The sequence below is a fragment of the Syntrophobotulus glycolicus DSM 8271 genome (genome assembly GCF_000190635.1).
GTDB classification, from domain to species: Bacteria; Bacillota; Desulfitobacteriia; order Desulfitobacteriales; family Syntrophobotulaceae; genus Syntrophobotulus; species Syntrophobotulus glycolicus.
In genome coordinates this window covers 1701481-1722703 of record NC_015172.1, presented here as the reverse complement: position 1 = coordinate 1722703, position 21223 = coordinate 1701481, and the positions used below count along the sequence as shown (strand labels likewise).

Sequence of the window (21223 nt, the reverse complement as noted above, 5' to 3'; positions counted from 1 at the left end):
GCTCACTCCTTTTCTTTGTTACAGCCAATTCGAGACTCCGTCCCATCAATGATCCTCTTGATATTCGCCCGGTGTCTGACAAAAACCAGGCTTGCCCCAATCAGGGTGAACAGTCTGAACGGCAAAGGCTCAGGAAAGACCATCGACATGATCAAAGCTGTGGCTGATCCCAGAATGGAAGCCAGGGATACCATCCGGCTGACCATTGTCACGACAAAAAATACTGTCCCGCTGATCAGCATGACCTCAGGCATAAGAATGATCAATGCTCCACAGCCTGTCGCAACGCCCTTGCCGCTTGGCTTAAAGCCAAAAAAAGGGTTCCAGCTATGTCCCGCCATGGCTAATAAGCCCCCTGTCAGCCCTCCCCATGGACCAAAAAACAAACTGCAAAGATAGGCCGCCAGCGTCCCTTTTAAGATATCACAAACCATTACTGTGGCTCCGGCCCTTTTGCCTAATACTCTCAGCGCATTGGTCGCTCCTATATTACCGCTTCCGTGGTTGCGCACATCGATTTTTTTGTATTTGCCGATCAGAAAAGCAAAGGGAATTGTGCCTGACAGATATGCCGCTAAAAATACTGTATACTCCAGATAAGGCACCATCATCATTCTTTCTCCTCTTTATTTCTCCGTACGATCATTTTTATGGGAGACCCCTCAAATCCAAAAGTTTTCCGCAATTGATTTTCTAAATACCTTTGATAAGAAAAATGCATCAGCTCCGGATCATTGACAAAGAAAATAAAAGTGGGGGGCTTGACTTCCCTTTGCGTAGCATAAAGGATCTTCAGGCGTTTTCCCTTGTCGCTTGGAGGAGGATTTAGATAAAGCCATTCCCGAAGCTCATTGTTTAAGGTGCTGGTGAGTATCCGGTGGCAATTTTGCTCGGCCACAAAATCTACCAGCTCTATGATCTTATGCACTCTTTGACCGGTCTTGGCCGAAATAAACTGAGTTGGGGCATAAGCCATAAAAGCCAGTTCCTCTCTAATGTCCCGTTCAAACCGGTTGATGGTTTTGTCATCCTTCTCAATCAGATCCCACTTATTGATCACTAATATGATTGCTTTACCCGCTTCATGAGCATATCCCGCTATCCGTTTATCCTGGTCGGTTACTCCTTCCACGGCGTCAAGCATCATCAGCACGACATCCGCCCTGTCAATCGCCCTGAAAGAGCGGATGACACTGTAATTCTCGGTAAGCTCGGCAATTTTTTTTCTTCGTCTGATCCCGGCGGTATCGATTAATACGTAATCCCGGTCTTCAAACCGGAAAGGAGTATCAATGGCATCACGGGTCGTTCCGGCAATATCGCTGACAATCACCCGCTCCTCTCCCACCATTTTATTGACCAGCGAGGATTTGCCGACGTTCGGCCTGCCGATCACGGCAATCTTAATCACATCGGGTGAAACGTCTTCACTGTCATCCTCGGGCAAGTTCTCCACTACTTTGTCCAGCATGTCCCCGATATTCATCCCATGGGCCGCCGAAACCGGGATTGGCTCCCCAAAACCCAGCTCAAGATATTCATAGGATTCCACTTCGTAATTCTTAAAATTCTCAACCTTGTTGACAACCAAAACCACCGGTTTCCCCGAGCTGCGCAGAAATTTGGCCACCATCTCATCTTCCACAGTGGCCTTGGTTTTGCCGTCCAGAACAAATACCACAACATCCGCCTCTTCCACGGCAATTTCTGCCTGCTGCTTCATCAAGGAAGACAACGGTGTGCTTTGGTCCTTGAATTCAATTCCTCCTGTATCGATCAGGGTAAAATTGCGGTTGAGCCACTGAGCCTCAAAATACAATCTGTCCCTTGTCACCCCCGGAGTATTTTCCACAATCGCGATCATCCGGCCCACAACTCTATTAAAAAGTGTTGATTTTCCCACATTAGGTCGCCCAACAATTGCTACTACCGGTCTACTCATTATCTGCACCTCCAAAATCACGTCCGAATATTGCCTGCAAGAAAGACAGTCCTTTATTTTCTACTATAACAGCTTTTCCGTTAATTTTCCTTTCTAGCCATTTGATATCATAATCATCCAAAAACAGATGACAGTCGGCTTTGAGCATGACCCGGGGAACCAAAAATTCTTCACCCTCTATATTGCCCACCTGCCCGGCAATATCCCCTGCGGTGAGAAGTCCCGCAACAGTAACCGTTTCCCCGAAAAAAACATTTTTGATTTCATGAACAATGAGCTCAAGCCCTTGCACAAAACTCAAATCCGCAGCAAGCGAACGAAAAAAAGACGCCGCAGATACTCCGGTAATTAAATGTATTCTTTTCCCAGCTATTTTAGGCGGAATTTGACTCCATAATTTTGCTAATTCGCTTTGGAATTTACTGGCCATCCCAATGCCGTTTTCAATCTGAGGAAAATCATCATAGAGTTTTCTGTCCGGAAATTTTTTTCCGGCCAAAACGTAAAATTCATCCGAAAAATAAACTAAGCTTTTGCCTGTCCTCTGTCTGAGGGTCTCCTGGAGCTTTGTGCCTTCTTCCAGAATCATCTCCGCCTCCTTCCGGGTAACAGTCCGCAAAAGAGGAAGCCCTTCCCTGAATTTGGTTAACCCTACCGGGACCACACCGACAGACTGCACTGAAGGATATAGCTCCGCCAGGTGATTGACCGTATCCCATAATATCTCCCCGTCATTATAACCGGGAACAAGAACGATTTGGGTATGCAAGGTTATGCGCCCCTCAACCAGGCGCTGGATTTGTTCGGGAAGCAGTGCGGCCCGGGAATTTTTCATCAGCTTTTTCCTTGCCGCAGGATTCCAGGCATGGACGGAAAGATATAAAGGACTGATATGCAGGCGGAGGATTCTGAGAAAATCCTTCTCTGTCAGGTTGGATAAAGTAATATAAGACCCCTGGGTTACGGACAGTCTGTAATCGTCATCCTTGTCATAAAGTGATTTGCGGAGACCTTGGGGCATCTGCCTGACAAAACAAAAGACACAGTTGTTCCGGCACCTTTTCAACCCCTGAGCACTGACCTGCCCTAACTCGATCCCCAAATCCTCTCCCGGTTCTTTTTCGATGTCAAGCTCCCATATCTCTCCATTTATCTTCTGAATAAAGACGGTAAATTGTTCATCGGCAATTTGGTATTGGAAATCCAGAATATCGTCAATGAAGCTTCCATTAATATGAAGGATCCGGTCACCCGGTTCAATCTCCATTTCTGAAGCAATACTGCCACTGCGGACGGAGGAGACAGTCAGATAGTTATTCATGCTATTCATCCCCTTGAGCTGAAAGAATCACCGGGCCGAAATTTACCTTTAGGATTGATGTTCCTTACTGCCTGTTTGTTCTCCCTGTAGCAGGAGATATTCAAAAGTATCCCGATCTCAAGCATCGTGATGATCAGTGAGCTGCCCCCATAGGAAATCAAAGGAAGCGTAATCCCTGTAACCGGGCTCAAACCCGTGACAACACAAAGATTAACTACAGTCTGAATCGCCAGTACCGTAGTCAGTCCGAACCCTAAAAATCTTCCGAACTTATCCGGACACTCTTTAGAAATGATATAGCCCCTGGCAATGAGCAGCATAAATAAGCCGACGACAAAAACCGTACCGAAAAAACCAAATTCTTCTCCGATCATGGCAAAGATTGTATCGGTATAGTTTTCGGGAAGAAAGCCATACTTTTGCACACTTCTGCCTATGCCAATCCCAAATAAGCCTCCCGAGCCAAAAGCAATTTGGGCCTGTACGAGCTGATATCCGAGCTTGCCCGCATTCTCCCAGGGATGAAGCCAGCCAATCACACGCTCCCATTGATATTCTGTGGTTCTGATCAGGATATACATGATGATGGAAACAGGCGGAATAACCGTAACAAAATAAAGAGTGGGCAGTTCGGTCAACAGCAGCATTGCCCCGCAAGAAGCGGCAATCACTATCGCCGTGCCCAGATCAGGCTGCTTATAGACAAGGAATAGAACAACCAGCATAAAGCTTCCCGGAATGATCAAGTCCTTCGCTGTTTTTACAGGGTATTTTGCCAGAACATAGGCAAAAAAAATGATCAGAGTTAATTTGGCGATTTCCGAGGGCTGCACGGAAAAGAACCCCAGTTCAAGCCAGCGGGCCGATCCTTTTACCGGGTCAGCGGTCAGTTCAACCAGAATTAACAAAAATATACTGACGATCACTCCCGCTCCCGCGAATTTTTTCAAGTGCCTGTAGGGGATGACCAAAGCTGCTCCAGCAGCGATCATACCCAGTGACGCCCAGCGTAGCTGCAGAAAAAAATAGTGATAGGAATTGTCTTCTTTGTTAAAGGCCAGCACCGAACTTGCACTTAAAACCATGATTAACCCTATTGCTAAAATGCTTAATGCCGTAAAAAGCAAAATGAAATCAGGTTTGTTTGGTTTCTTAAAACTGACCATAACTGCCTCCTGTCATCAAAGCACTGAAAAACATCTTACACACAAAGGCTTCTTGCCCAAGCAAGAAGCCGCATCAGTCGAAATTTAAGACTATTGTTCGTTTTCATCTGCGGATAACACGGCTTCACCTATGGTAACCTCTTTGATTTCAGGTTGATTTTCCAAATCTTCCTGAGCATCAGCATTCTGTTTATCAGCAATAAGCTCCCGTATACTGAGACTGATTCTTTTCTCTTCGGGTTTACATTCAATAATCTTGGCTTCAATGACATCGCCGATTTTAACAACTTCATCGACTTTACCCACACGGCGGTCGGCAAGCTGAGAAATATGGATCAGAGCGTCTATCCCGTCTTCCAGTTGAACAAAAGCTCCAAAAACAGCGATCCGGACGACTTTAGCCTGAACCGTCGAGCCGACGGGATATTTGGTACCGGCCTGGTCCCAGGGATTTGTTTTCAATTGCTTCAGTCCCAGGGATATTCTTCCTTTGGACTGATCAACAGAAATGATTTGAACCTCAACTTCATCACCGATATTGACAATATCCGAAGGGTTGCTGACTCTGGAAAAAGCCATATCCGAAACATGCAGGAGACCATCGACACCGCCCAGATCAATAAAGGCCCCAAAGTCCGTCAATCTGCGTACGACGCCCTGAACAACATCGCCTTCTTTGATGGTCGCAAAGAGCTTTTCCTTTTCCTGTTCTCTTTCCTCAGCCAGAATCGCCTTCTGGGACAGAACGAGTTTTTTCTTCCCTTCATCAAATTCAATGATTCTGAGTCTTAACGTCTGACCGACAAACTGGTTGAGATCAGCAACAAAATCAGGCTGAATCTGGGAAGCGGGCACAAAACCGCGCATGCCAAGGTCAACAAGCAGTCCCCCCTTGACAACTTCAACAGCTACCGCCTGAATCTCTTCTTTGGTTTCCGCAGCTTTTGCCAGCACTTCTCTGGCTTTAATTTCGTTAGCCCTCCGCTTGGACAGGACCGGATGACCATCTTCATTTTCCAGTCTCAGGACAACGACTTCGATTTCATCCCCAAGCTTGACCACTTCTTCCGGACGGGTCCCCCTGACAGCGGACAGTTCTCCCTGCGGAATCACCCCTTCGGACTTCCATGAAATATCCACGTAAACTTCATCATGAGTCATCTTCACAACGGTGCCTTTGACCAATGCCCCTCTATATAATTCAGGGAGACTGCCTTCAAAATTCTCCATGGTTTCTTCATTGTCTTTGTTTTCAAGTATTTCCGACATTCTTTTATAAACCTCCTCAATAATCCAATCCGGCGTAGACGCCCCGGCGGTTAAGCCCGCCTTGCGGACATCTGCAAACCAGATTTGTTGCAATTCGTCTGCTGTTTCAATTAAATGCGTAGGGCATTTTTTGCCGCAAATGGATTCCAATTTCCGTGTGTTTGAACTGTGCCTTCCACCCACGACAATCATCAGATCCGCCCTTTCGGAAACTTCTGCCGCCGAATCCTGACGTTCCGATGTTGCGTTGCAAATTGTATCATAAATGATCAGTTGCTCCGTATGGCTCTTCAGTTCCTCCACAATCTCCAGAAAAGTGCTCCTGGGCAGGGTAGTCTGGGCTAAAACAGCAAGCTTGGAAAAGAAAGATAAGCGCTGGGCTTCTTCCAAGGTTTCAACTACCCGGGAATGGCTCCCGGCCCAACCGAGTATTCCCTGAACCTCAGGATGATTGCGGTCCCCTACCACAATCAGCATATTGCTTTTCGATGCCTCTGCCGCTAATCTTTGGGCTTTCTGCACAAAAGGGCAGGTTGCGTCGATTAGCGGAATATTTTTATGGGCTGCAGACTCATAGCCTGCAGGCGCAATCCCGTGTGACCTGATAATCAGCTGGGCACCCGGCTGAAGCTCTTCAATAGAATCGATGACTTGAATTCCTTGCCCGGTAAGATAATCGACCACCTGCTGGTTATGAATGAGCGGGCCGAGTGATGCTGCATCTCCGTTTTTCGAGGCCTTTGCGGCCATTTCAATGGCTCTTTTGACCCCAAAACAGAAACCTGCTTTATCTGCCCGGATGATTTCCAATTATGCTGACCTCCTTTAAAACCTAAACATTAAGATTCGCTAAGCAAACAAAAAAATCCTGCTATTGGTGAGAGCAATAGCATATCACATCTCCTGAACAAATGTCATGATATGATTAGCCAGCCAATTTCTCCTGTTTTCTTCTTTTTCCGGAATCATAATTTTCTCAGGATAAATCGGTCTCCCGATCACAACTTTAAAAGATCCTCTTTTTTTCCCGTCCTCTCTTCCCGCATCCCAAACCTTAACCGGAACCACCGGAGCTTTACTCTTCTCCATAATTAAGGCGATACCGGCCATCGCTTCCTGCATCTCTCCTGATACGGACCTTTTCCCTTCAGGAAACACACCTAAAACGTGACCTTCCTTTAAAACCGCAAGGGCTCTGCGGATAGCCGCGATATCGCCTTGTCCCCTTTTTACCGGAAAAGACTTCAATTTGGTGAGAAGCCACCCTAAAAAAGGCACCTGAAATAATTCTTCTTTTGCCATATAAAATACTGTCCGATCTATGGCACAACCAACCACTACCGGGTCCCAAAGGCTTAAATGATTGGCCGCGATAATGACCGGGCCTTTTTCCGGGAAATTTTCCCTGCCCTCGACCTGATATCCTTTAAACCGGAGCAGTACCCGCAGCACCGCCCTGGCGACCTTGTACAAACTCAATTCCCCTGCCTCCTAATGATGTCAACAATACAATCCGCCGCCTCTTGCACAGTCATTGCCGTTGTGTCCAGAACAAACGCGTCTTCGGCAACCTTTAACGGAGAATACTCCCGCGAACGATCATTGGCATCCCTTTTCTCTATATCGCAATAAATGGTTTCATAAATGGCGGCCTTACCGGCTTTTTGCAGTTCATGCCACCTTCTTTTTGCTCTTTCGGCCAAAGAAGCCGTCAAAAAGATCTTGACCGGGGCTTGCGGTAAAACAACAGTGCCAATATCTCTGCCGTCCATGACCACATTGCCTTTGGCTGCTTCCTCGCGCTGAAGCTCAACCAGACGCTTTCTCACTCCGGGATACGCGGAAATGATGGACACGGCGGAAGTGACCTCCGCACTTCTGATCTCATTGGTCACGTCCTGCCCGTCACAATAGATTCGATTATTTAAATGGTCAAGGGAAATATTCGCGGCAGAAGCGATTTTTACTGTTTCCTCTTCATTTTCAGCCGAAATCCCTGACTTTAAAACCTGATAAGCAATCGCTCTGTACATTGAGCCCGTATCCAAATAAGGAATACCCAATCTGTCGGCAACGATTTTGGCGACTGTACTTTTACCGGCACCGGCAGGACCATCTATCGCTATTTGCATGGTTCTTATTCTCCCCTTATCCCGCTAATTATATCACAGCCCAATTTGCTCCAACAATCATCAAAATCAAACTTAATTTACTAAATAAACCAGCATTAATGCCACAAAGTTATTTAGTCCGTGCAAACCCATGGCGGGAAACAGAGAATCATTTTTGACATATAGATAACCCAAACAAATTCCCAGTACAAACCGCGGGAAAAACCCGACGGGATCGAAATGAAGTGCTGAAAACAACGCAGAACTGACAACGATTGAGACCCATTTTCCGAAATAGGGAAATAAACTGCCAAAAAGCAGGCCTCTGAATAATGTCTCTTCTACAAGCGGCGCGACGACCACAATAGCGAGCAGATTAATGACTAAATTGACCCCCGTCGGATCGGCAAGCATTTCATAAAGACCATTTTCCTGAGGTGTAAAACCTGCGAGAGCTAAAACGATCAAATAAAGGAAATAACAGATCCAGGTAGCAAACCACATCAAGACGATATTTTTCAAAGCAGGAACCAGTTTTGTTTTTCTCCAGCCAATATCATTAATATTAATATTTTGATTTCTCATTATACCGAGAATAAGCAGGATAAATAAGGAATTGGAAAAAAAGAGTGAAAGATAATAGCCTGTTTTGCCTTGGGTGAAAAAAGAAAAAATTATCCCATTAATCAGGATCATTCCTGCAAAAACAGCGGCAATCCCCAGTAATACCATACCTAAAACTTTACGGTTTAATTTCATCGCTATTTTTTCCACCCACTTTAACATTATACTTTAAAAAAATTTGATTAATTTTTGGATAAAAACAGATTCGTCTTTGTAAACTGATCAAATAAACCATCTGTTTTTACACATGAAAAATTATCCTCGATTATTTTTGCTTGATTTATACCATAATATAAGTAGTCTGAAATGATTTTAGATAAAAAGCCGGGAGGAATGAACATGTTATTCATGAACAGAAGCAGGTCCAATAACTGGTTATATGTGACTAGTGCCATGCTTGGAGGACTTTTTTTGGGAATCTCCTATAATAAATATGGCCGCGATATCAGACACAAGCTCATGAAAATGAAAGACAGGGGCATGTCCAATATCACCAATTCTTTTGATCTGGATTAGTCATTAATAATTGCTGGACCAGTAATTTATAGGTGAAGTTTTACTTCACCTAATTTTTTCTACATATTTGCTGACCATCAAGCATCAGGGATTATCCTGTTTACTTCCCAACAAGTCAGGTCTGAGCTTCTCCGCCCTTTTTAAATAAATATGTTTGATTTGTTTTAAACTCTTACCGGTATTGACATGGACCAAAACACGAATACACTTGTCAATACCGTTGGGAACCGGGATTTCCGTTGTGCAGAAAAACGGAACATACCTCCATTCCCCATCAAGCTCCCGAATCCCCGCGGCCGGAAACTCTGAATTCAACTCCGGGCTTACCGAAAAAATGATGCTTACAATATCTTCAACATCCAGTTCATTCTCCGTCACGATGCTCTGAATCAATTCTCTGGCCGACTCTCTGATTGCAGCAGACGTGTTTTCTTCAACAGTTGTTGCTCCTCTGATTCCTCTCATCTCTGTCCCTCCTCGTCTCTTGGGGCTACTCTATGCCCTAAACCAACCGCGACTTCATCCAAATGGAGCAATCCTACTCCAAAAAAGACAGCCACACTTAAATGTTCCCCTTTATGGGCAATTCCCAATTTGCCGCCAATATTCAAACCGGAAGCTTTATTCATGATTTGACTTAGAGCCTCACGTGTCACACCGGCTATCGCGCCTTCCTCCCCGTGAGTCTCTCTGATTACTCCTTCCCTCCAACCACATCCCAAACTGAAAAAATATTACTCAATTAAAAAAGTACAACTAATTTTTTTAAAGCTGTACTTTTTATTATACCTATTGTAAATGATTTTTTGCTGATTTGTAAGGTATTTTCTCCGTTATTTTCTTTTTGGCTTCTCTTTTCGAATCAATCGGCTGCTATTTTTGAGAAAATCGGCTTATTTCAGAATTATGGTTTTAATCTCTCTGTCCAGATTTATCTTTTGCGTACTGCTTTTCCATTCCACCTCAACAACAATTGCGGTTTGCGATTCCCGGGCATCCAGAGTGAGATTACCCTCACTCACGCTGAACGTTGTTTTTTCCTTCCCGATTTCCCCCAGATATTTTCCGTCTTCCCAAATCCTGACCAGGCCATATGGCTGTACGGCCAAAACAATCGGAGTTTTTTCAGGAGCCGGCGCGTTAAATGCCGGAACATCCATGCTCATCGCCGGAGCTTCAATCTCTTTGGTCAGCTGGAAATACAATTCCAGAGGATCACGGGCATTCTTAAACTGCAGGAGTCCTAACAGTACTGCAATGAGCGCTATCCCCCGGGTCAGTCTTTTATCCGGACGCATACAGATCACCTCAATAACCATCCTATGCGCAGACCTCCGGCAATTAGACCTTGGTTTTCAGATATTGAGCCGCTGATTTTCCAGCCTTAAAACCAGTGGAGAAAGCCGCCTGTAAATTGTATCCTCCGGTAATCCCGTCAATATCGATGACTTCCCCTGCCCAGAACAGTCCTTTGACCAGCTTTGATTCCATCGTGGCCGGATTAATTTCTTTGACATCCACACCCCCGCTGGTTACGATTGCCGCTCCCATTCCCAATGTACCAGTTACGGTCATTCTAAGGTCCTGCAGGAGCTTGACTAATCGCATTCTTTCACTCCGGCTGATATGATGAACCTGTTTATCCTGGTCAATTTGTGAAAGCCTGATCAAGACTGGGATCATACTTTTAGGCAGAAGGTCATTTAAAGCGTTTTTTAACTGCTTATTGCTGAATTTGGCAAAATCACGCTGCAGCCTCAGATCAAGCTGCTCCTCACGTAGAGCAGGCTTCATATTCAACCTGAGGGAAATTCTTTTACCGGCCTGCAGCTCCTTGACGGCAAACCTGCTTAAGGTGAGGATAATCGGCCCTGAAACGCCAAAATGCGTAAAAAGCATTTCCCCGAACTCTTCAGCCTTCTTTTTATCTCCTGCCCACAGGGAAACAGCTACATTCTTTAAAGCCAAGCCCTGAAGCTCCTTGGGCCAGTCTTCCAAAACACGCATCGGCACCAGAGAAGGCAGGGGCTCAATGAGATGATGACCGGCCTCTGCCGCAATCTTATATCCATCTCCGGTCGAACCCGTTCCGGGGAAAGAAGCTCCGCCGGTAGATACGATCACGGCGCCGGCCGGGATTTTCTTTTTTCCGCCGCTGCTCTCCTCCACTTCCACTCCGACTACAGTATTGTTCTCAATAAGGATCTTGGCAACCTTTGTCCTTAACCGTACCTTCACTCCGCTTTGTTCGGCGTATTTCCCCAGAGCATGGACGACAGCCTCGGCCTGATCAGAAACGGGAAAAACCCGGCCGCCACGTTCAACCTTTGTCTCCACTCCGAATTCGGCAAAGAAGTTCCGCAGGGCCTCATTATCAAACTCTTTGAAGGAAGCAAAAAGAAATTTCCCATTGCCGGGGAAATTTTCGATAAAACTGCGTATATCTCCGGCATTTGTAATATTGCATCTTCCTTTTCCGGAAATCGCTATCTTACTGCCGAGCCTTGACATCTTCTCACACAGAATAACCTCTGTGCCTTCGGATGCGGCACGGCCGGCTGCCATAATGCCCGCCGCCCCGCCGCCGATTACGATTAACTCCTTAGTCATTGGACCACCTTTTCGTTCTAATAAAGAATCCCTTTCAATTCAGGATTTTTGGCAGCGCATTGCATACAGAGCCTCGGTTCTATATTATGAAAAATTTGTTTGCCGCATTTACTGCAATAGCGGGGAAGCGATTCCCTGAGCAGAATCTTGCCTGTCAAAAGCTTATGACTGAAACTGATCGGTTCCAGTGTCATCGCCTCCGGACCGCAGATCTCTACACACCTCTTGCAATGAACACACCTGTCGGCCTGATAGATCAGCCTGATCCTTCCTTCTCTCTGCACAAGCTGCAAAGCATCCTGGGGGCAAATTTTGACACATACCCCACAGTTCGTACATTTGTCGTCTACTTTGACGGCTTCATATTGAATCCTGAAATCCGGATATTGTTTTAAAGCCTGGGCCAGCCATTGCCTGGTCCGCGGAATCAGGTATGTTTCCTCTCCGACAATAGAAGGAATCAAGGCTTTGACCTTCTCTTTGCCTTGTTCTCTCCAGCCTGCCGCACTCCCGGCTTCTTCCCCGTTTTCAGGGACTTCTTCCGGCATTTCCCGCTTACCGCCCTCCCCGCTGCCGGCAGGGGCTATCTCGATCTTGATTTGAGGATGATCCGGCCATTGAGCATGAATCTTCTTGAGACTGGTCACACTAACGACACAGGCCTGGCGGTCATCACATTTTCCGCAATCCCCGGTTAGGATTCTCACATCCTTTTCTTGAGCTAAAATCATTAAGGTCAGCCAAGCCTCCTCATCAAGCATGCCGATACAAGCGATTTCATGGCCCTTGGACTGGGCCTGAGGACAGTTCAGGATGACTTTTTCACGATTAAAAATATAGTCCCGCAGTTTATCCATTTCCTTGTCAACAAAACCGTCACTGGGGCAAACTGACATACATACCCCGCATTCAGTACATTTGCTTTTTTTTATCTGCATGTCTTCGGTAATCGCCTCATGGGGACAATACAGCAAACACTGCCTGCACTGTTTAGGGTATGGCTTCTTCGTATTCAGGCAGTTGCCCGGATGGAAAATCATCTGACAATCATTTAAAGCCATTTCTCTCACCCCTATCAATGATTTCTCTGAAAGATTACTAATGAAATAATTCCCTTTCCACGGTCTGCAGATGCCGGAGCATCCACTTCTGAGCGTTAACCACATCTTTAGACTTGATCGCCTCGAAAATATTCACATGCTCTGAGTATATCATTCCCACCGTCTTAGGATCTTCATACAATTTACTTCTGCTTATTCTCATCATTTGATGCACATTATCCATAATGGTGTCCATCAACCGAATGACAATATTGTTGTGGGAAGCCAGGGCTATTTTATAGTGAAAATTAATATCAGCACTCTCACTCATGATTTCCGGTTTGGCATGATCGCCGCCCATGTTGTTCAAAATTGTCCCCAGTTCCCCGATCTCCTCCATGGTGGCTCTTTCCGCGGCAAACCCTACCATCTGCACTTCAAGCATATTGCGGACTTCCAATAATTCAATGACCGAACCCTTGTCAATGGATAATGCCCACACCAATGGGGCCACAAGCAAATCAGATTTAATCTGTCTGATAAATGTCCCTTCCCCGGTCTTCACTTCAACCATGCCCATCATTTCCAGAGCGCTCAGAGCTTCTCTGATGGAAGCCCTGCTGACCCGAAAACTTTCGACTAAGGTTCTTTCCGAAGGGAGTTTGTCTCCCGGTTTCAATTGCCCGTCAGTAATCAGTTCTTTTATTTGTTCAACAATTTCTTCATAGATTTTTTTTGTTCTTATCGGTTTCAGATCAACATCCATTTGTGCTCACCCCATTGTATCTCGTTACTTATATTTTACTTGAAAATTCAATTAAGATATATAGAAATATTTTAAATTAATAATTTCTATTATTTCAATAATTTCGAAAAAAAAGTTGCCTTTCGGCAACTGAAAAGGATCAGTATACGCAAACCAGGATCAGCCGATCATCTTCAACCATTTCGATATTCATCTTCTACACTTTCCAGATGCTCCAGCATCAAAAGTGCCGCTTTTTCTTGATCTTTAGCCAAAATAGCCTGATAGATCCCTTCATGTTCTTCATAAAGCCTTTCTTGCCATCCTTCAACTTCATCCAGCTTTAGCCTGAATGTCTTGAGCGCCTGAAACATGGTTTCTGAAATGGCATTCATCAACTGGACAAGAATATGATTTTTGGTTGCCCTGGCTACCGCATGATGAAAAATATGATCGGCCCCATCTCCCAGCTTGCCTGCCGCAAGGTTGTCCTGCATTTCTTCCAGCGTTTCCCGGATTTCCCGCAGTTCCTCGTTTTCAGCTCGTTCCGCCGCCAGCCCCGCCGCTCGGGTTTCCAATATCTTTCTGACTTCGAGCAATTCCAGCACGGAATTCTTGTCCATGGAGACGCCCCAAGCCAGAGGCGCGACCACGGAATCAATATTCACTTGTTTAATATATGTTCCTTCACCACTTCTGATTTCCAATAAACCCATCATTTCCAGAGCACTTAGAGCTTCCCGCACCGATGCCCTGCTAACCTGAAGCCTTTCGGCCAGATCTCTTTCCGAAGGAAGGCGGTCGCCGGGCTTAAGATGACCCTCAGATACCAGCATTCTGATTTGTTCAACGACTTCTTCATATATTCTGCGCGTTTTTACCGGCCTCAGTTTCAACTTTTGTCACCTTCATTCCCAATCTTTATCTCTTTCATTTTAATCCTTTATTACCCATGTGCAATCACTTCCGCCAGGACAGCGGGATTATTTTTTGTTATTGCGCGGAGGAGAGCCCCACAGCCGCCTTTAATGCCCTTATTTCCTTTTGACTGAGCCTTCTGTGTCCGCCGGGGGCCAGTTCTCCTGTGAACAGGGGTCCAAAGCTTTTGCGGTGCAATCTTTGGACCGGATAGCCGATCCGCTCAAACATTCTGCGTATCTGCCGGTTTCTTCCTTCATGAATGGTGATTTCCACGATATGATCATTTTGGCCTTGAGGCAGTCGGTGTACTTTTGCCGGGGCCGTCCAGCCATCCTCCAGCAATAAGCCCTTTTCCAACTGTTCTATGCTCTTTGGCGGTATCCGGCTCCCGGTTTGCACCCGGTATATTTTCGATACGCCAAATTTCGGATGGGTAAGCCGATACGCGAGATCACCGTCATTGGTCAAAAGCAAAATACCGGAAGTATCATAATCCAGGCGGCCCACAGGATAAACGCGTTCTTTCACATCGCCCAGCAAATCCCTTACTGTTTTACGGCCCTGCGGATCCCTGAGACTGGTGATGACACCAACCGGTTTGTTCAACATATAATAAACCTTATTTTCTTTTCCCTTTACCTCAAGTGACTGCACAGTTTTTCCGTCAACCTCAATCGTATCCGTACCACAAACCTTCATGCCAAGCTCAGTAACCACAACACCGTTCACTTTAACCCGGCCTTCAGTCATCATTTCTTCCGCGCGCCGTCTGGAGGCCAGACCTGATAAAGCGATAGCCTTTTGCAATCGCATCCGTATTTGATTTTCTTCATTCACTTGATCTTTCTCACCTTTAACATAATGCCGAATTTTCCATCCTGTCAACCAGCTTGTCCTGCATATCTCTTATTGTACAACAAACAGGATCTTCACGCATTAATAGAAACCCTCGTTTTTGATTCAACCCTTTTTATCTTTATTCTCCGCCAAATAGTTTAGATACAATCCAGATTGAAGCGATTAAACCTGTAAAATCGGCAAGCAAGCCGACCTTCAGGGCATATCCATATTTTTTGATCCCTACGGAACCGAAATAGATGCTCAATACAAAAAAGGTCGTATCCGTACTTCCTTGCAAAGTAGAGGCCAGTCTGCCGATAAAGGAATCCGGTCCATATTGATGAATCAGCTGAGTGGCAACGCCCAAAGCTCCTGATCCGCTCAACGGACGCATAATGGCCAGCGGGAGGATATTCAGGAGCTCAGGATTAAAACCTAAAAGGGCAAACAGGGGCTTAAACCATTTGATCAGAAGCTCAAGAGCCCCGGAATCAACGAATACTCTGATCGATACCAAAATACCGACCAGGTAAGGAATGATTTTCACCGCTGTTTTGAACCCGTCCTCCGCCCCTTCCACAAATGTTTCATAGACAGGGACCTTCCGCCAGAAAGCAAACAGGGGGATAAAAAACAATAAAAATGGTATGGCCCAGCGGGATATTTCACTGATGATGTTCATGCCTTTTCCCTGCTCCGAAAAAAGCGATCGGCTAAAATGCCCAAAGTCATCGCACAGCCTGTAGCAAAAATTGTTGTGCCGATGATTTCAGTTGGATTTGCTGAACCAGCTTTGATCCGCACCCCAATGATGGTGGCGGGGACTAAGGTAATACATGAGGTGTTGAGGGCCAGAAAGGTAATCATCGGCTGGCTGGCAGTATCCTTCTTCGGGTTCTCTTTTTGTAATTCCTCCATAGCTTTCAGTCCGAAAGGTGTCGCCGCATTTCCCAGACCGAGAATATTAGCGCAAAGGTTCATGATGATCGCCCCCAAAGCCGGGCTATCTGGTTTCAGTGTGGGAAAAAGCCTGCGAACGAGCGGTCCCAGCAAATTAGCCAGCATCCTGACCAATCCGGACTTCTCGGCAATGTGCATAAGCCCAAGCCATAAAGCCATCACTCCAATAAGCTGAATGGATACTTCCACTCCCAGTTCAGCCGCTTGCAAAGCAGACTCCGTGACCTTTTCAATATTTCCCGTCAGGGCAGCGACCATGATGCCGCTTAAAAGCATAACAAGCCAAATGGCATTAACCATGCAAATCCCTCCGCTTCAATTTATGATATGAAGGGAGGGATTAGAATCACATGACGATCGACCGGCTCAGATTTTACGTTTTCCGGGTTCCGTTAACAATCATATTCTCTTTCGCGGGGTCCTCTCTTTTTGCCAAAGGCATGAGAAAATTTATCAATGATTTCCGGCATTTCATCGATGATTCTGTCCATCACGACATTGCCTTCTACAGGCAGCATTCTGATCTGTTCAGAGTTGACGACCAGAAATCCTACCGGCTTAACCGATACTCCTGCTCCGCTTCCGCCGCCGAAAGGCAATTTTTCCTGATTTTGATCTTTACTTTTTAACACTTCTTCCTTTTCTTCCAGGGATGTAAACTCGCTGCCTCCTGCCGCAAATCCGCAGGAGACCCGGGAAATCGGAATAATCACAGATCCCTGCTGGGTTTCTACCGGTTCTCCAATAACCGTGTTGACATTTATCATTTTCTGGATACTTTCCATCGCTGTTTTCATTAGTGTTTCTATCGGGTGTTCATCCATGTTTTTATTGTCCTCCTGCTTCTTATCATGAGCAACAGAGCATGATAGGCTATAACGATAATATGGCTTATTTTCATTTTTAATATACAATCAAAGGTACAGTCCCAAGCCGCTTTGGTGAAATCGGGGTTAACCTGTATTTGAATCTTTTTTCCAGTCGCAACCCGAACCGTCCGGTACATTTTGGCGGCGGCCTGTCCGATAAGCTGCCAGGCCAATCCATAGGCATAGGCTGTAAGCTGGGCATCTCCGGTTCCTAAAATCAGGTTAAGATTCAGCCTTTCCAACTTCAGCTGCCGGTAAAAATTTTTCTGGATTCTTTTGATCTGATCAGATAACCATCCTAGGATAAAACTGTATCGGCACAAATTCTTTACCGCTGTTTTTATTGCCCTGTAGCGTCCGGTTTTGATTTTTCTGGCGAACCGGCTTGTTTTCCGGGAAACCGAAAATGAATTTGTTTCTCCGGTATCGTGAATAATATTGCTGATTAAATCAAGATACCCTTCTTTAAGCTGTTCTAGTGGAATATCCAAGTTTATCGCAGAGTTAACGATTCCCGCTTCCCATTGAAAGCGAAATCTATTGTGCAATCCGGTTGTTTTCACCATCAGTCTTATCCGCATACTCGCTGCCCTTCATGACTTTAGGATTATTTTTTCCTGAAAAAGATTTTATAAACATATTTTCTCCTTTATAATATTATTAATAACCATAGCCATATTTAAATATTTGAGGTAAATATGACTTTGCAATTTTTAAGTTTTAACTTTTTAACACTTTTGTATATTTTAGATATCTTAATTGCCTTTACAATTATCTTTCTGGAACGAAAAAATCCGACTTCTACACTGGTCTGGATTTTGTTCCTTTTCCTGCTTCCCGGTATCGGAGTTCTTTTTTATCTCCTTCTTTCCCAAAATTTCATGCGCAAAAAAATGTTTGCTTTTCAATCTCCGGAATATAAAAGATATTTTTCCCACCTAAGCAAGGAGATCGAGGATATCAAAGAGGGGAAATTGATTTTTAATAATCCTGAGCTGGCGAATTACAAGGATCTCATCCTTCTTCATCAAAACCAGAGCAAAGCCTATTTTTCCCAGAATAATCAAGTGGAAATCCTTACTGACGGTATCGAAAAATTCAAGGAGCTTTTTCGGCAGATCAAAGAAGCAAAAAGCCATGTTCATATTCTCTATTTCATTGTTAAACGAGACAGTTTAGGTGAGCAACTAATCAATATCCTCACTGAGAAAGCAAGAACCGGAGTTGAGGTCAGACTGATTATTGACGCCCTGGGAAACAAGCTGCTGGAAAAAGATTTTGAGCCTCTGATTAATGCAGGAGGCAAGGTATCTTTATTTTTTCCTTCTTTCTTAAGTCTGGTCAACCTGAAAATCAATTACCGCAATCACCGCAAGCTGGTGATTATCGACGGCCAAATCGGTTTTATCGGAGGGTTTAATGTCGGTAATGAATATCTGGGGTTAAAGAAAAGTATTGGTTACTGGCGGGATACTCATCTCTTAGTCAGAGGTTCGGCTGTGCATGAAATGCAGATTCGTTTCCTGCTTGACTGGAAAATTTCTTCTGCCGAGGAATTAACTTATTCTCTGAAATATTTTCCGCAGCCTGCAGTTACAGGCCAAACCGGTATCCAGATCGTATCTTGCGGACCGGAAGCCCCCCAGGAAGAAATCAAGCAGGGTTATCTCAAAATGATTAACTCTGCCAAAAAGAATATCTATATCCAGACCCCTTACTTCATTCCAGATGAAAGTATTCAGGAAGCATTGAAGATCGCCGTACTGTCCGGGGTCGATGTCAGAATCATGATGCCCAACAAACCTGACCATCCCTTCGTCTATTGGGCCTCCTATTCGTTTATCGGTGATCTGGTGAAAATCGGGGTCAAAGCCTATCTTTACGAAAAAGGTTTTCTCCACGCCAAAACGATCGTTGTCGATGACATCATTTCTTCTGTCGGAACGGCCAATTTTGATATTCGCAGCTTTAAACTGAATTTTGAAGTCAATGCTTTTTTATACGACAGAGAAATTGCTCAAAAGCTTCAACAAGCTTTTGAGCAAGATATGCTGGACTGCACCCTCTTAACTTTTGAAAAATACCGTAAACGCTCTGTGCTCATTCAATTTAAGGAATCCGTTTCCCGGCTTTTTTCACCGTTGTTATAAAAGCCGGGATAAACTAAACCTGGTAGCTTAAAAGAGAACGGGGTCCTTTAAATCAGATTGGCAAAACAGGCTCCCGTTAAATCAATAAGATCAGCGGGTTTTATTTTTACCTGGACTCCTATTTTTCCCGCGCTGACCAGAATATCATCATAGCCGGAGGCAACTTCTTCAATATATGTGGAAAACTTCTTTTTCATCCCGATTGGGGAACATCCTCCGTGAATATAACCGGTTAGGGAGAGAAGGTCTTTGGCTTTGAGCATTTGAATGCTTTTTTCCCGAGCCGCCTGGGCGGCTTTTTTCAAATCCAACTCACAATTTCCCGGAATCACAAAAACATAGATCCCGGAATTTTTCCCTGTGGTGACAAGAGTCTTGAATACCAGATCAGGATCAAATCCAACCTTGCCCGCCACTGTGATCGCATCAAGAAGACCGTCTGATACCTCATATGTAAAAACCTCATGCTCAATGTTTTGAGCTTCGAGAATCCTGATCACATTTGTTTTACTGTCCGCTGTTTTGTTGTCTTCTGTCTTCATTTTATTCCACACTCATTGTTCCCTGATTTGTCTTTTTTCCAGGCAATCCGAACAGTAACCATAAAATTTTACCCTATGGTCAATCACTTTAAAATGATTTTTGCAAGAAATCTCATCCTCAATGTTCTCAAGCAGGTCCTCTTCCATTTCTTTAATTATACCGCATTCCAGGCAGATCAAATGATGATGCCGGTGCTCTTCTTCACCCTTTATGACCTCATACCGGCGAAAGCCGTCTTCGAAATCAACACCGTCAATCAGCTCCATATCTTCCAGCAGCGTCAGGGTACGGTAAACCGTAGCGACACCAATATCAGGATATTTATTTTTAACCAGTTCATAAATCTCCTGACTATTGAGATGCTTTCCGCCATTCTCCATTAAAACTTCATAAACATACTTGCGCTGATTGGTAAATTTGTAGCCGTTTTCTTTTAAGACCTTGCTAAAATCAGATAATTCCTTCATGATAACAATATCTCCTAAAGATACTATAAATTTCATTAAATAGAAATTTACCTAATTCATTTTAACATATTTTTATCTATTTACAATAAATCTGCTTCAATAGAAAATCATCCCGCCCTTTGACCGTGCGGAATGATTTTTTACCCAAGAATATTTGTGATGTATGCGAAGCGGATTGATTTGACGCGCATATAGAAAAAGAATCTCGTACTATATTCAAAAAGTGCCAGTGTTTTATCGGCAAACGTTGTAATCCAAGCTTCCCTGCTCTTCGGCAAACCCACGGGAAACATATGGTTTTTAATAATATCTTCTTCCAGCTCATTGATTTCAAAATGAGTTTTGGCATTTTTTAAAGCAACTTTAGGATGATGATGTGAATGCCGGATACTCTCCGCTAATAAATTCTTTTTTTCTCTCTTTTTAAATTTATAAAGATAAAAATCATGCAGCAGCGCGCCCCGGATAATCGATACAGTATCTAAATTCAGTTTATAAGCGATTTTATAGGCATAATAGGCCACTCCAAGGCAATGATCAAAAACTGTGCCATTATGGTGAGGAATTTGTTTCATCTGCTGATATTTTTCATGTTCAATAATCGGTTCAGCAATACTTAAGAAAAACTCATCATATTTTAGAGAAATATGTTCCATAACTGTCCTTTCTCCAAGTAAAATTCAATTCTTAATTATTATATACCAATGCGCTTGCAGATCACAATAAAAAAATCAATCATTGAATGGTTTTCATAAAGTATTTATTTCCATAAATAAAATGAGCCCCTCAGGGCCCAGGCAAAATAATAATCATGATTTCGTTTAATTAAAATAAACATAAGTAAATAATAAACCAGACTAACTTGCAATTATTGAAAAAATAATTAAAGCTGCCAAGACCAGTGTTGCGGGAAACGTCACTTTAAAATTCTCGCTCATAAAATATCCCTCCCTCACTTGCGCCGTTAAGCATTCTCACTCCATTAAACATCGAAAAAACTTATAAATTCTCCTTAATCTTATCAGAAATATTTCTTTTTGTTAAGGCCTATAAAAAGGATCCTGGCAAAATAATTCTTAATTTTTTTCGTCTTAACGGTATATATTGATCATAAATAAATCGTTTTAAT

Annotated in this window: 24 protein-coding genes and 1 pseudogene; 2 read left to right on the top strand and 23 right to left on the bottom strand. The window is 44.2% G+C overall.

From position 1 onward, the window contains the following. Positions 1-2: 2 nt before the first annotated feature. The 8 genes from plsY to SGLY_RS08400 all read right to left on the bottom strand — a co-directional run bounded on the left by plsY (position 3) and on the right by SGLY_RS08400 (position 8568). Positions 3-611 (bottom strand): glycerol-3-phosphate 1-O-acyltransferase PlsY, encoded by a 609-nt coding sequence (gene plsY / locus SGLY_RS08435; RefSeq protein WP_013624861.1) that lies wholly within the window; start codon positions 609-611, stop codon positions 3-5. After that, positions 611-1942: a ribosome biogenesis GTPase Der gene (gene der, locus SGLY_RS08430; RefSeq protein ID WP_013624860.1), complete on the bottom strand. Its 1332-nt coding sequence runs from the start codon at positions 1940-1942 to the stop codon at positions 611-613. Before der ends, plsY begins: the two co-directional genes overlap by 1 nt. Next, positions 1935-3263 carry a radical SAM protein gene (locus SGLY_RS08425; RefSeq protein ID WP_041444750.1) on the bottom strand — a complete coding sequence of 443 codons (1329 nt, stop codon included), beginning with the start codon at positions 3261-3263 and terminating at the stop codon, positions 1935-1937. Before SGLY_RS08425 ends, der begins: the two co-directional genes overlap by 8 nt. Before the next feature lie 5 nt (positions 3264-3268). Beyond that, positions 3269-4429, bottom strand: a complete 1161-nt coding sequence (gene ftsW, locus SGLY_RS08420) for a putative lipid II flippase FtsW (protein WP_013624858.1) — start codon at positions 4427-4429, stop codon at positions 3269-3271. Positions 4430-4519: 90 nt separating this feature from the next. After that, on the bottom strand, positions 4520-6508 hold the full coding sequence (locus SGLY_RS08415; RefSeq protein ID WP_013624857.1) for a bifunctional 4-hydroxy-3-methylbut-2-enyl diphosphate reductase/30S ribosomal protein S1: 1989 nt from the start codon (positions 6506-6508) through the stop codon (positions 4520-4522). A gap of 84 nt (positions 6509-6592) precedes the next feature. Then, positions 6593-7177, bottom strand: coding sequence for a lysophospholipid acyltransferase family protein (locus SGLY_RS08410; protein ID WP_013624856.1), 585 nt, complete (start codon positions 7175-7177; stop codon positions 6593-6595). Further along, positions 7174-7830, bottom strand: a complete 657-nt coding sequence (gene cmk, locus SGLY_RS08405) for a (d)CMP kinase (RefSeq protein ID WP_013624855.1) — start codon at positions 7828-7830, stop codon at positions 7174-7176. Before cmk ends, SGLY_RS08410 begins: the two co-directional genes overlap by 4 nt. Before the next feature lie 72 nt (positions 7831-7902). Next, on the bottom strand, positions 7903-8568 hold the full coding sequence (locus SGLY_RS08400; protein WP_013624854.1) for a CPBP family intramembrane glutamic endopeptidase: 666 nt from the start codon (positions 8566-8568) through the stop codon (positions 7903-7905). A 204-nt stretch (positions 8569-8772) separates the two neighbouring features. Between SGLY_RS08400 and SGLY_RS18145 the strand changes: the two genes are divergently transcribed. Continuing rightward, positions 8773-8949, top strand: coding sequence for a hypothetical protein (locus SGLY_RS18145; protein ID WP_013624853.1), 177 nt, complete (start codon positions 8773-8775; stop codon positions 8947-8949). An 84-nt stretch (positions 8950-9033) separates the two neighbouring features. On the opposite strand, the gene aroH is transcribed toward SGLY_RS18145, so the two are convergent. The 12 genes and pseudogenes from aroH to SGLY_RS08335 all read right to left on the bottom strand — a co-directional run bounded on the left by aroH (position 9034) and on the right by SGLY_RS08335 (position 17515). Continuing rightward, on the bottom strand, positions 9034-9414 hold the full coding sequence (aroH, locus tag SGLY_RS08390; RefSeq protein WP_013624852.1) for a chorismate mutase: 381 nt from the start codon (positions 9412-9414) through the stop codon (positions 9034-9036). Next, positions 9411-9656 (bottom strand): annotated as a pseudogene (locus SGLY_RS17565) (HutP family protein); the annotation flags it as partial. The gene aroH and the pseudogene SGLY_RS17565, both read right to left, overlap by 4 nt. A 186-nt stretch (positions 9657-9842) precedes the next feature. Next, a complete protein-coding gene (locus SGLY_RS17560; protein ID WP_013624851.1) occupies positions 9843-10268 on the bottom strand; it encodes a hypothetical protein in 426 nt (141 codons plus the stop codon). 22 nt (positions 10269-10290) lie between these two features. Further along, positions 10291-11559 carry a BaiN/RdsA family NAD(P)/FAD-dependent oxidoreductase gene (locus tag SGLY_RS08375; protein WP_013624850.1) on the bottom strand — a complete coding sequence of 423 codons (1269 nt, stop codon included), beginning with the start codon at positions 11557-11559 and terminating at the stop codon, positions 10291-10293. A gap of 17 nt (positions 11560-11576) precedes the next feature. Next, positions 11577-12620: a 4Fe-4S binding protein gene (locus SGLY_RS08370; RefSeq protein WP_013624849.1), complete on the bottom strand. Its 1044-nt coding sequence runs from the start codon at positions 12618-12620 to the stop codon at positions 11577-11579. A gap of 37 nt (positions 12621-12657) precedes the next feature. Continuing rightward, the gene (locus SGLY_RS08365) at positions 12658-13365 is read right to left on the bottom strand and encodes a FadR/GntR family transcriptional regulator (protein ID WP_013624848.1); all 708 of its coding nucleotides are present in this window, start codon (positions 13363-13365) and stop codon (positions 12658-12660) included. 173 nt (positions 13366-13538) lie between these two features. Then, complete coding sequence (locus SGLY_RS08360; RefSeq protein WP_013624847.1) at positions 13539-14240, bottom strand: FadR/GntR family transcriptional regulator; 702 nt, start codon at positions 14238-14240, stop codon at positions 13539-13541. Between the two features lie 97 nt (positions 14241-14337). Further along, positions 14338-15078: a pseudouridine synthase gene (locus SGLY_RS08355; RefSeq protein ID WP_041445251.1), complete on the bottom strand. Its 741-nt coding sequence runs from the start codon at positions 15076-15078 to the stop codon at positions 14338-14340. Positions 15079-15241: 163 nt separating this feature from the next. Further along, positions 15242-15787 carry a spore maturation protein gene (locus SGLY_RS08350; protein ID WP_013624845.1) on the bottom strand — a complete coding sequence of 182 codons (546 nt, stop codon included), beginning with the start codon at positions 15785-15787 and terminating at the stop codon, positions 15242-15244. After that, a complete protein-coding gene (locus SGLY_RS08345) occupies positions 15784-16365 on the bottom strand; it encodes a nucleoside recognition domain-containing protein (protein WP_013624844.1) in 582 nt (193 codons plus the stop codon). Before SGLY_RS08345 ends, SGLY_RS08350 begins: the two co-directional genes overlap by 4 nt. Positions 16366-16457: 92 nt before the next feature. Beyond that, entirely contained in the window at positions 16458-16889 is a 432-nt protein-coding gene (ytfJ, locus tag SGLY_RS08340) for a GerW family sporulation protein (protein WP_013624843.1), read from the bottom strand. Next, positions 16871-17515: a DUF2953 domain-containing protein gene (locus SGLY_RS08335; RefSeq protein WP_013624842.1), complete on the bottom strand. Its 645-nt coding sequence runs from the start codon at positions 17513-17515 to the stop codon at positions 16871-16873. Before SGLY_RS08335 ends, ytfJ begins: the two co-directional genes overlap by 19 nt. Before the next feature lie 117 nt (positions 17516-17632). Between SGLY_RS08335 and cls the strand changes: the two genes are divergently transcribed. Beyond that, positions 17633-19084, top strand: coding sequence for a cardiolipin synthase (cls, locus tag SGLY_RS08330; protein WP_013624841.1), 1452 nt, complete (start codon positions 17633-17635; stop codon positions 19082-19084). A gap of 47 nt (positions 19085-19131) precedes the next feature. On the opposite strand, the gene ybaK is transcribed toward cls, so the two are convergent. The 3 genes from ybaK to SGLY_RS08315 all read right to left on the bottom strand — a co-directional run bounded on the left by ybaK (position 19132) and on the right by SGLY_RS08315 (position 20750). Then, entirely contained in the window at positions 19132-19626 is a 495-nt protein-coding gene (ybaK, locus tag SGLY_RS08325) for a Cys-tRNA(Pro) deacylase (protein WP_013624840.1), read from the bottom strand. A 12-nt stretch (positions 19627-19638) separates the two neighbouring features. Beyond that, entirely contained in the window at positions 19639-20094 is a 456-nt protein-coding gene (locus tag SGLY_RS08320; RefSeq protein ID WP_013624839.1) for a Fur family transcriptional regulator, read from the bottom strand. A gap of 140 nt (positions 20095-20234) precedes the next feature. After that, the gene (locus tag SGLY_RS08315) at positions 20235-20750 is read right to left on the bottom strand and encodes an HD domain-containing protein (RefSeq protein WP_013624838.1); all 516 of its coding nucleotides are present in this window, start codon (positions 20748-20750) and stop codon (positions 20235-20237) included. Positions 20751-21223: the final 473 nt, after the last annotated feature.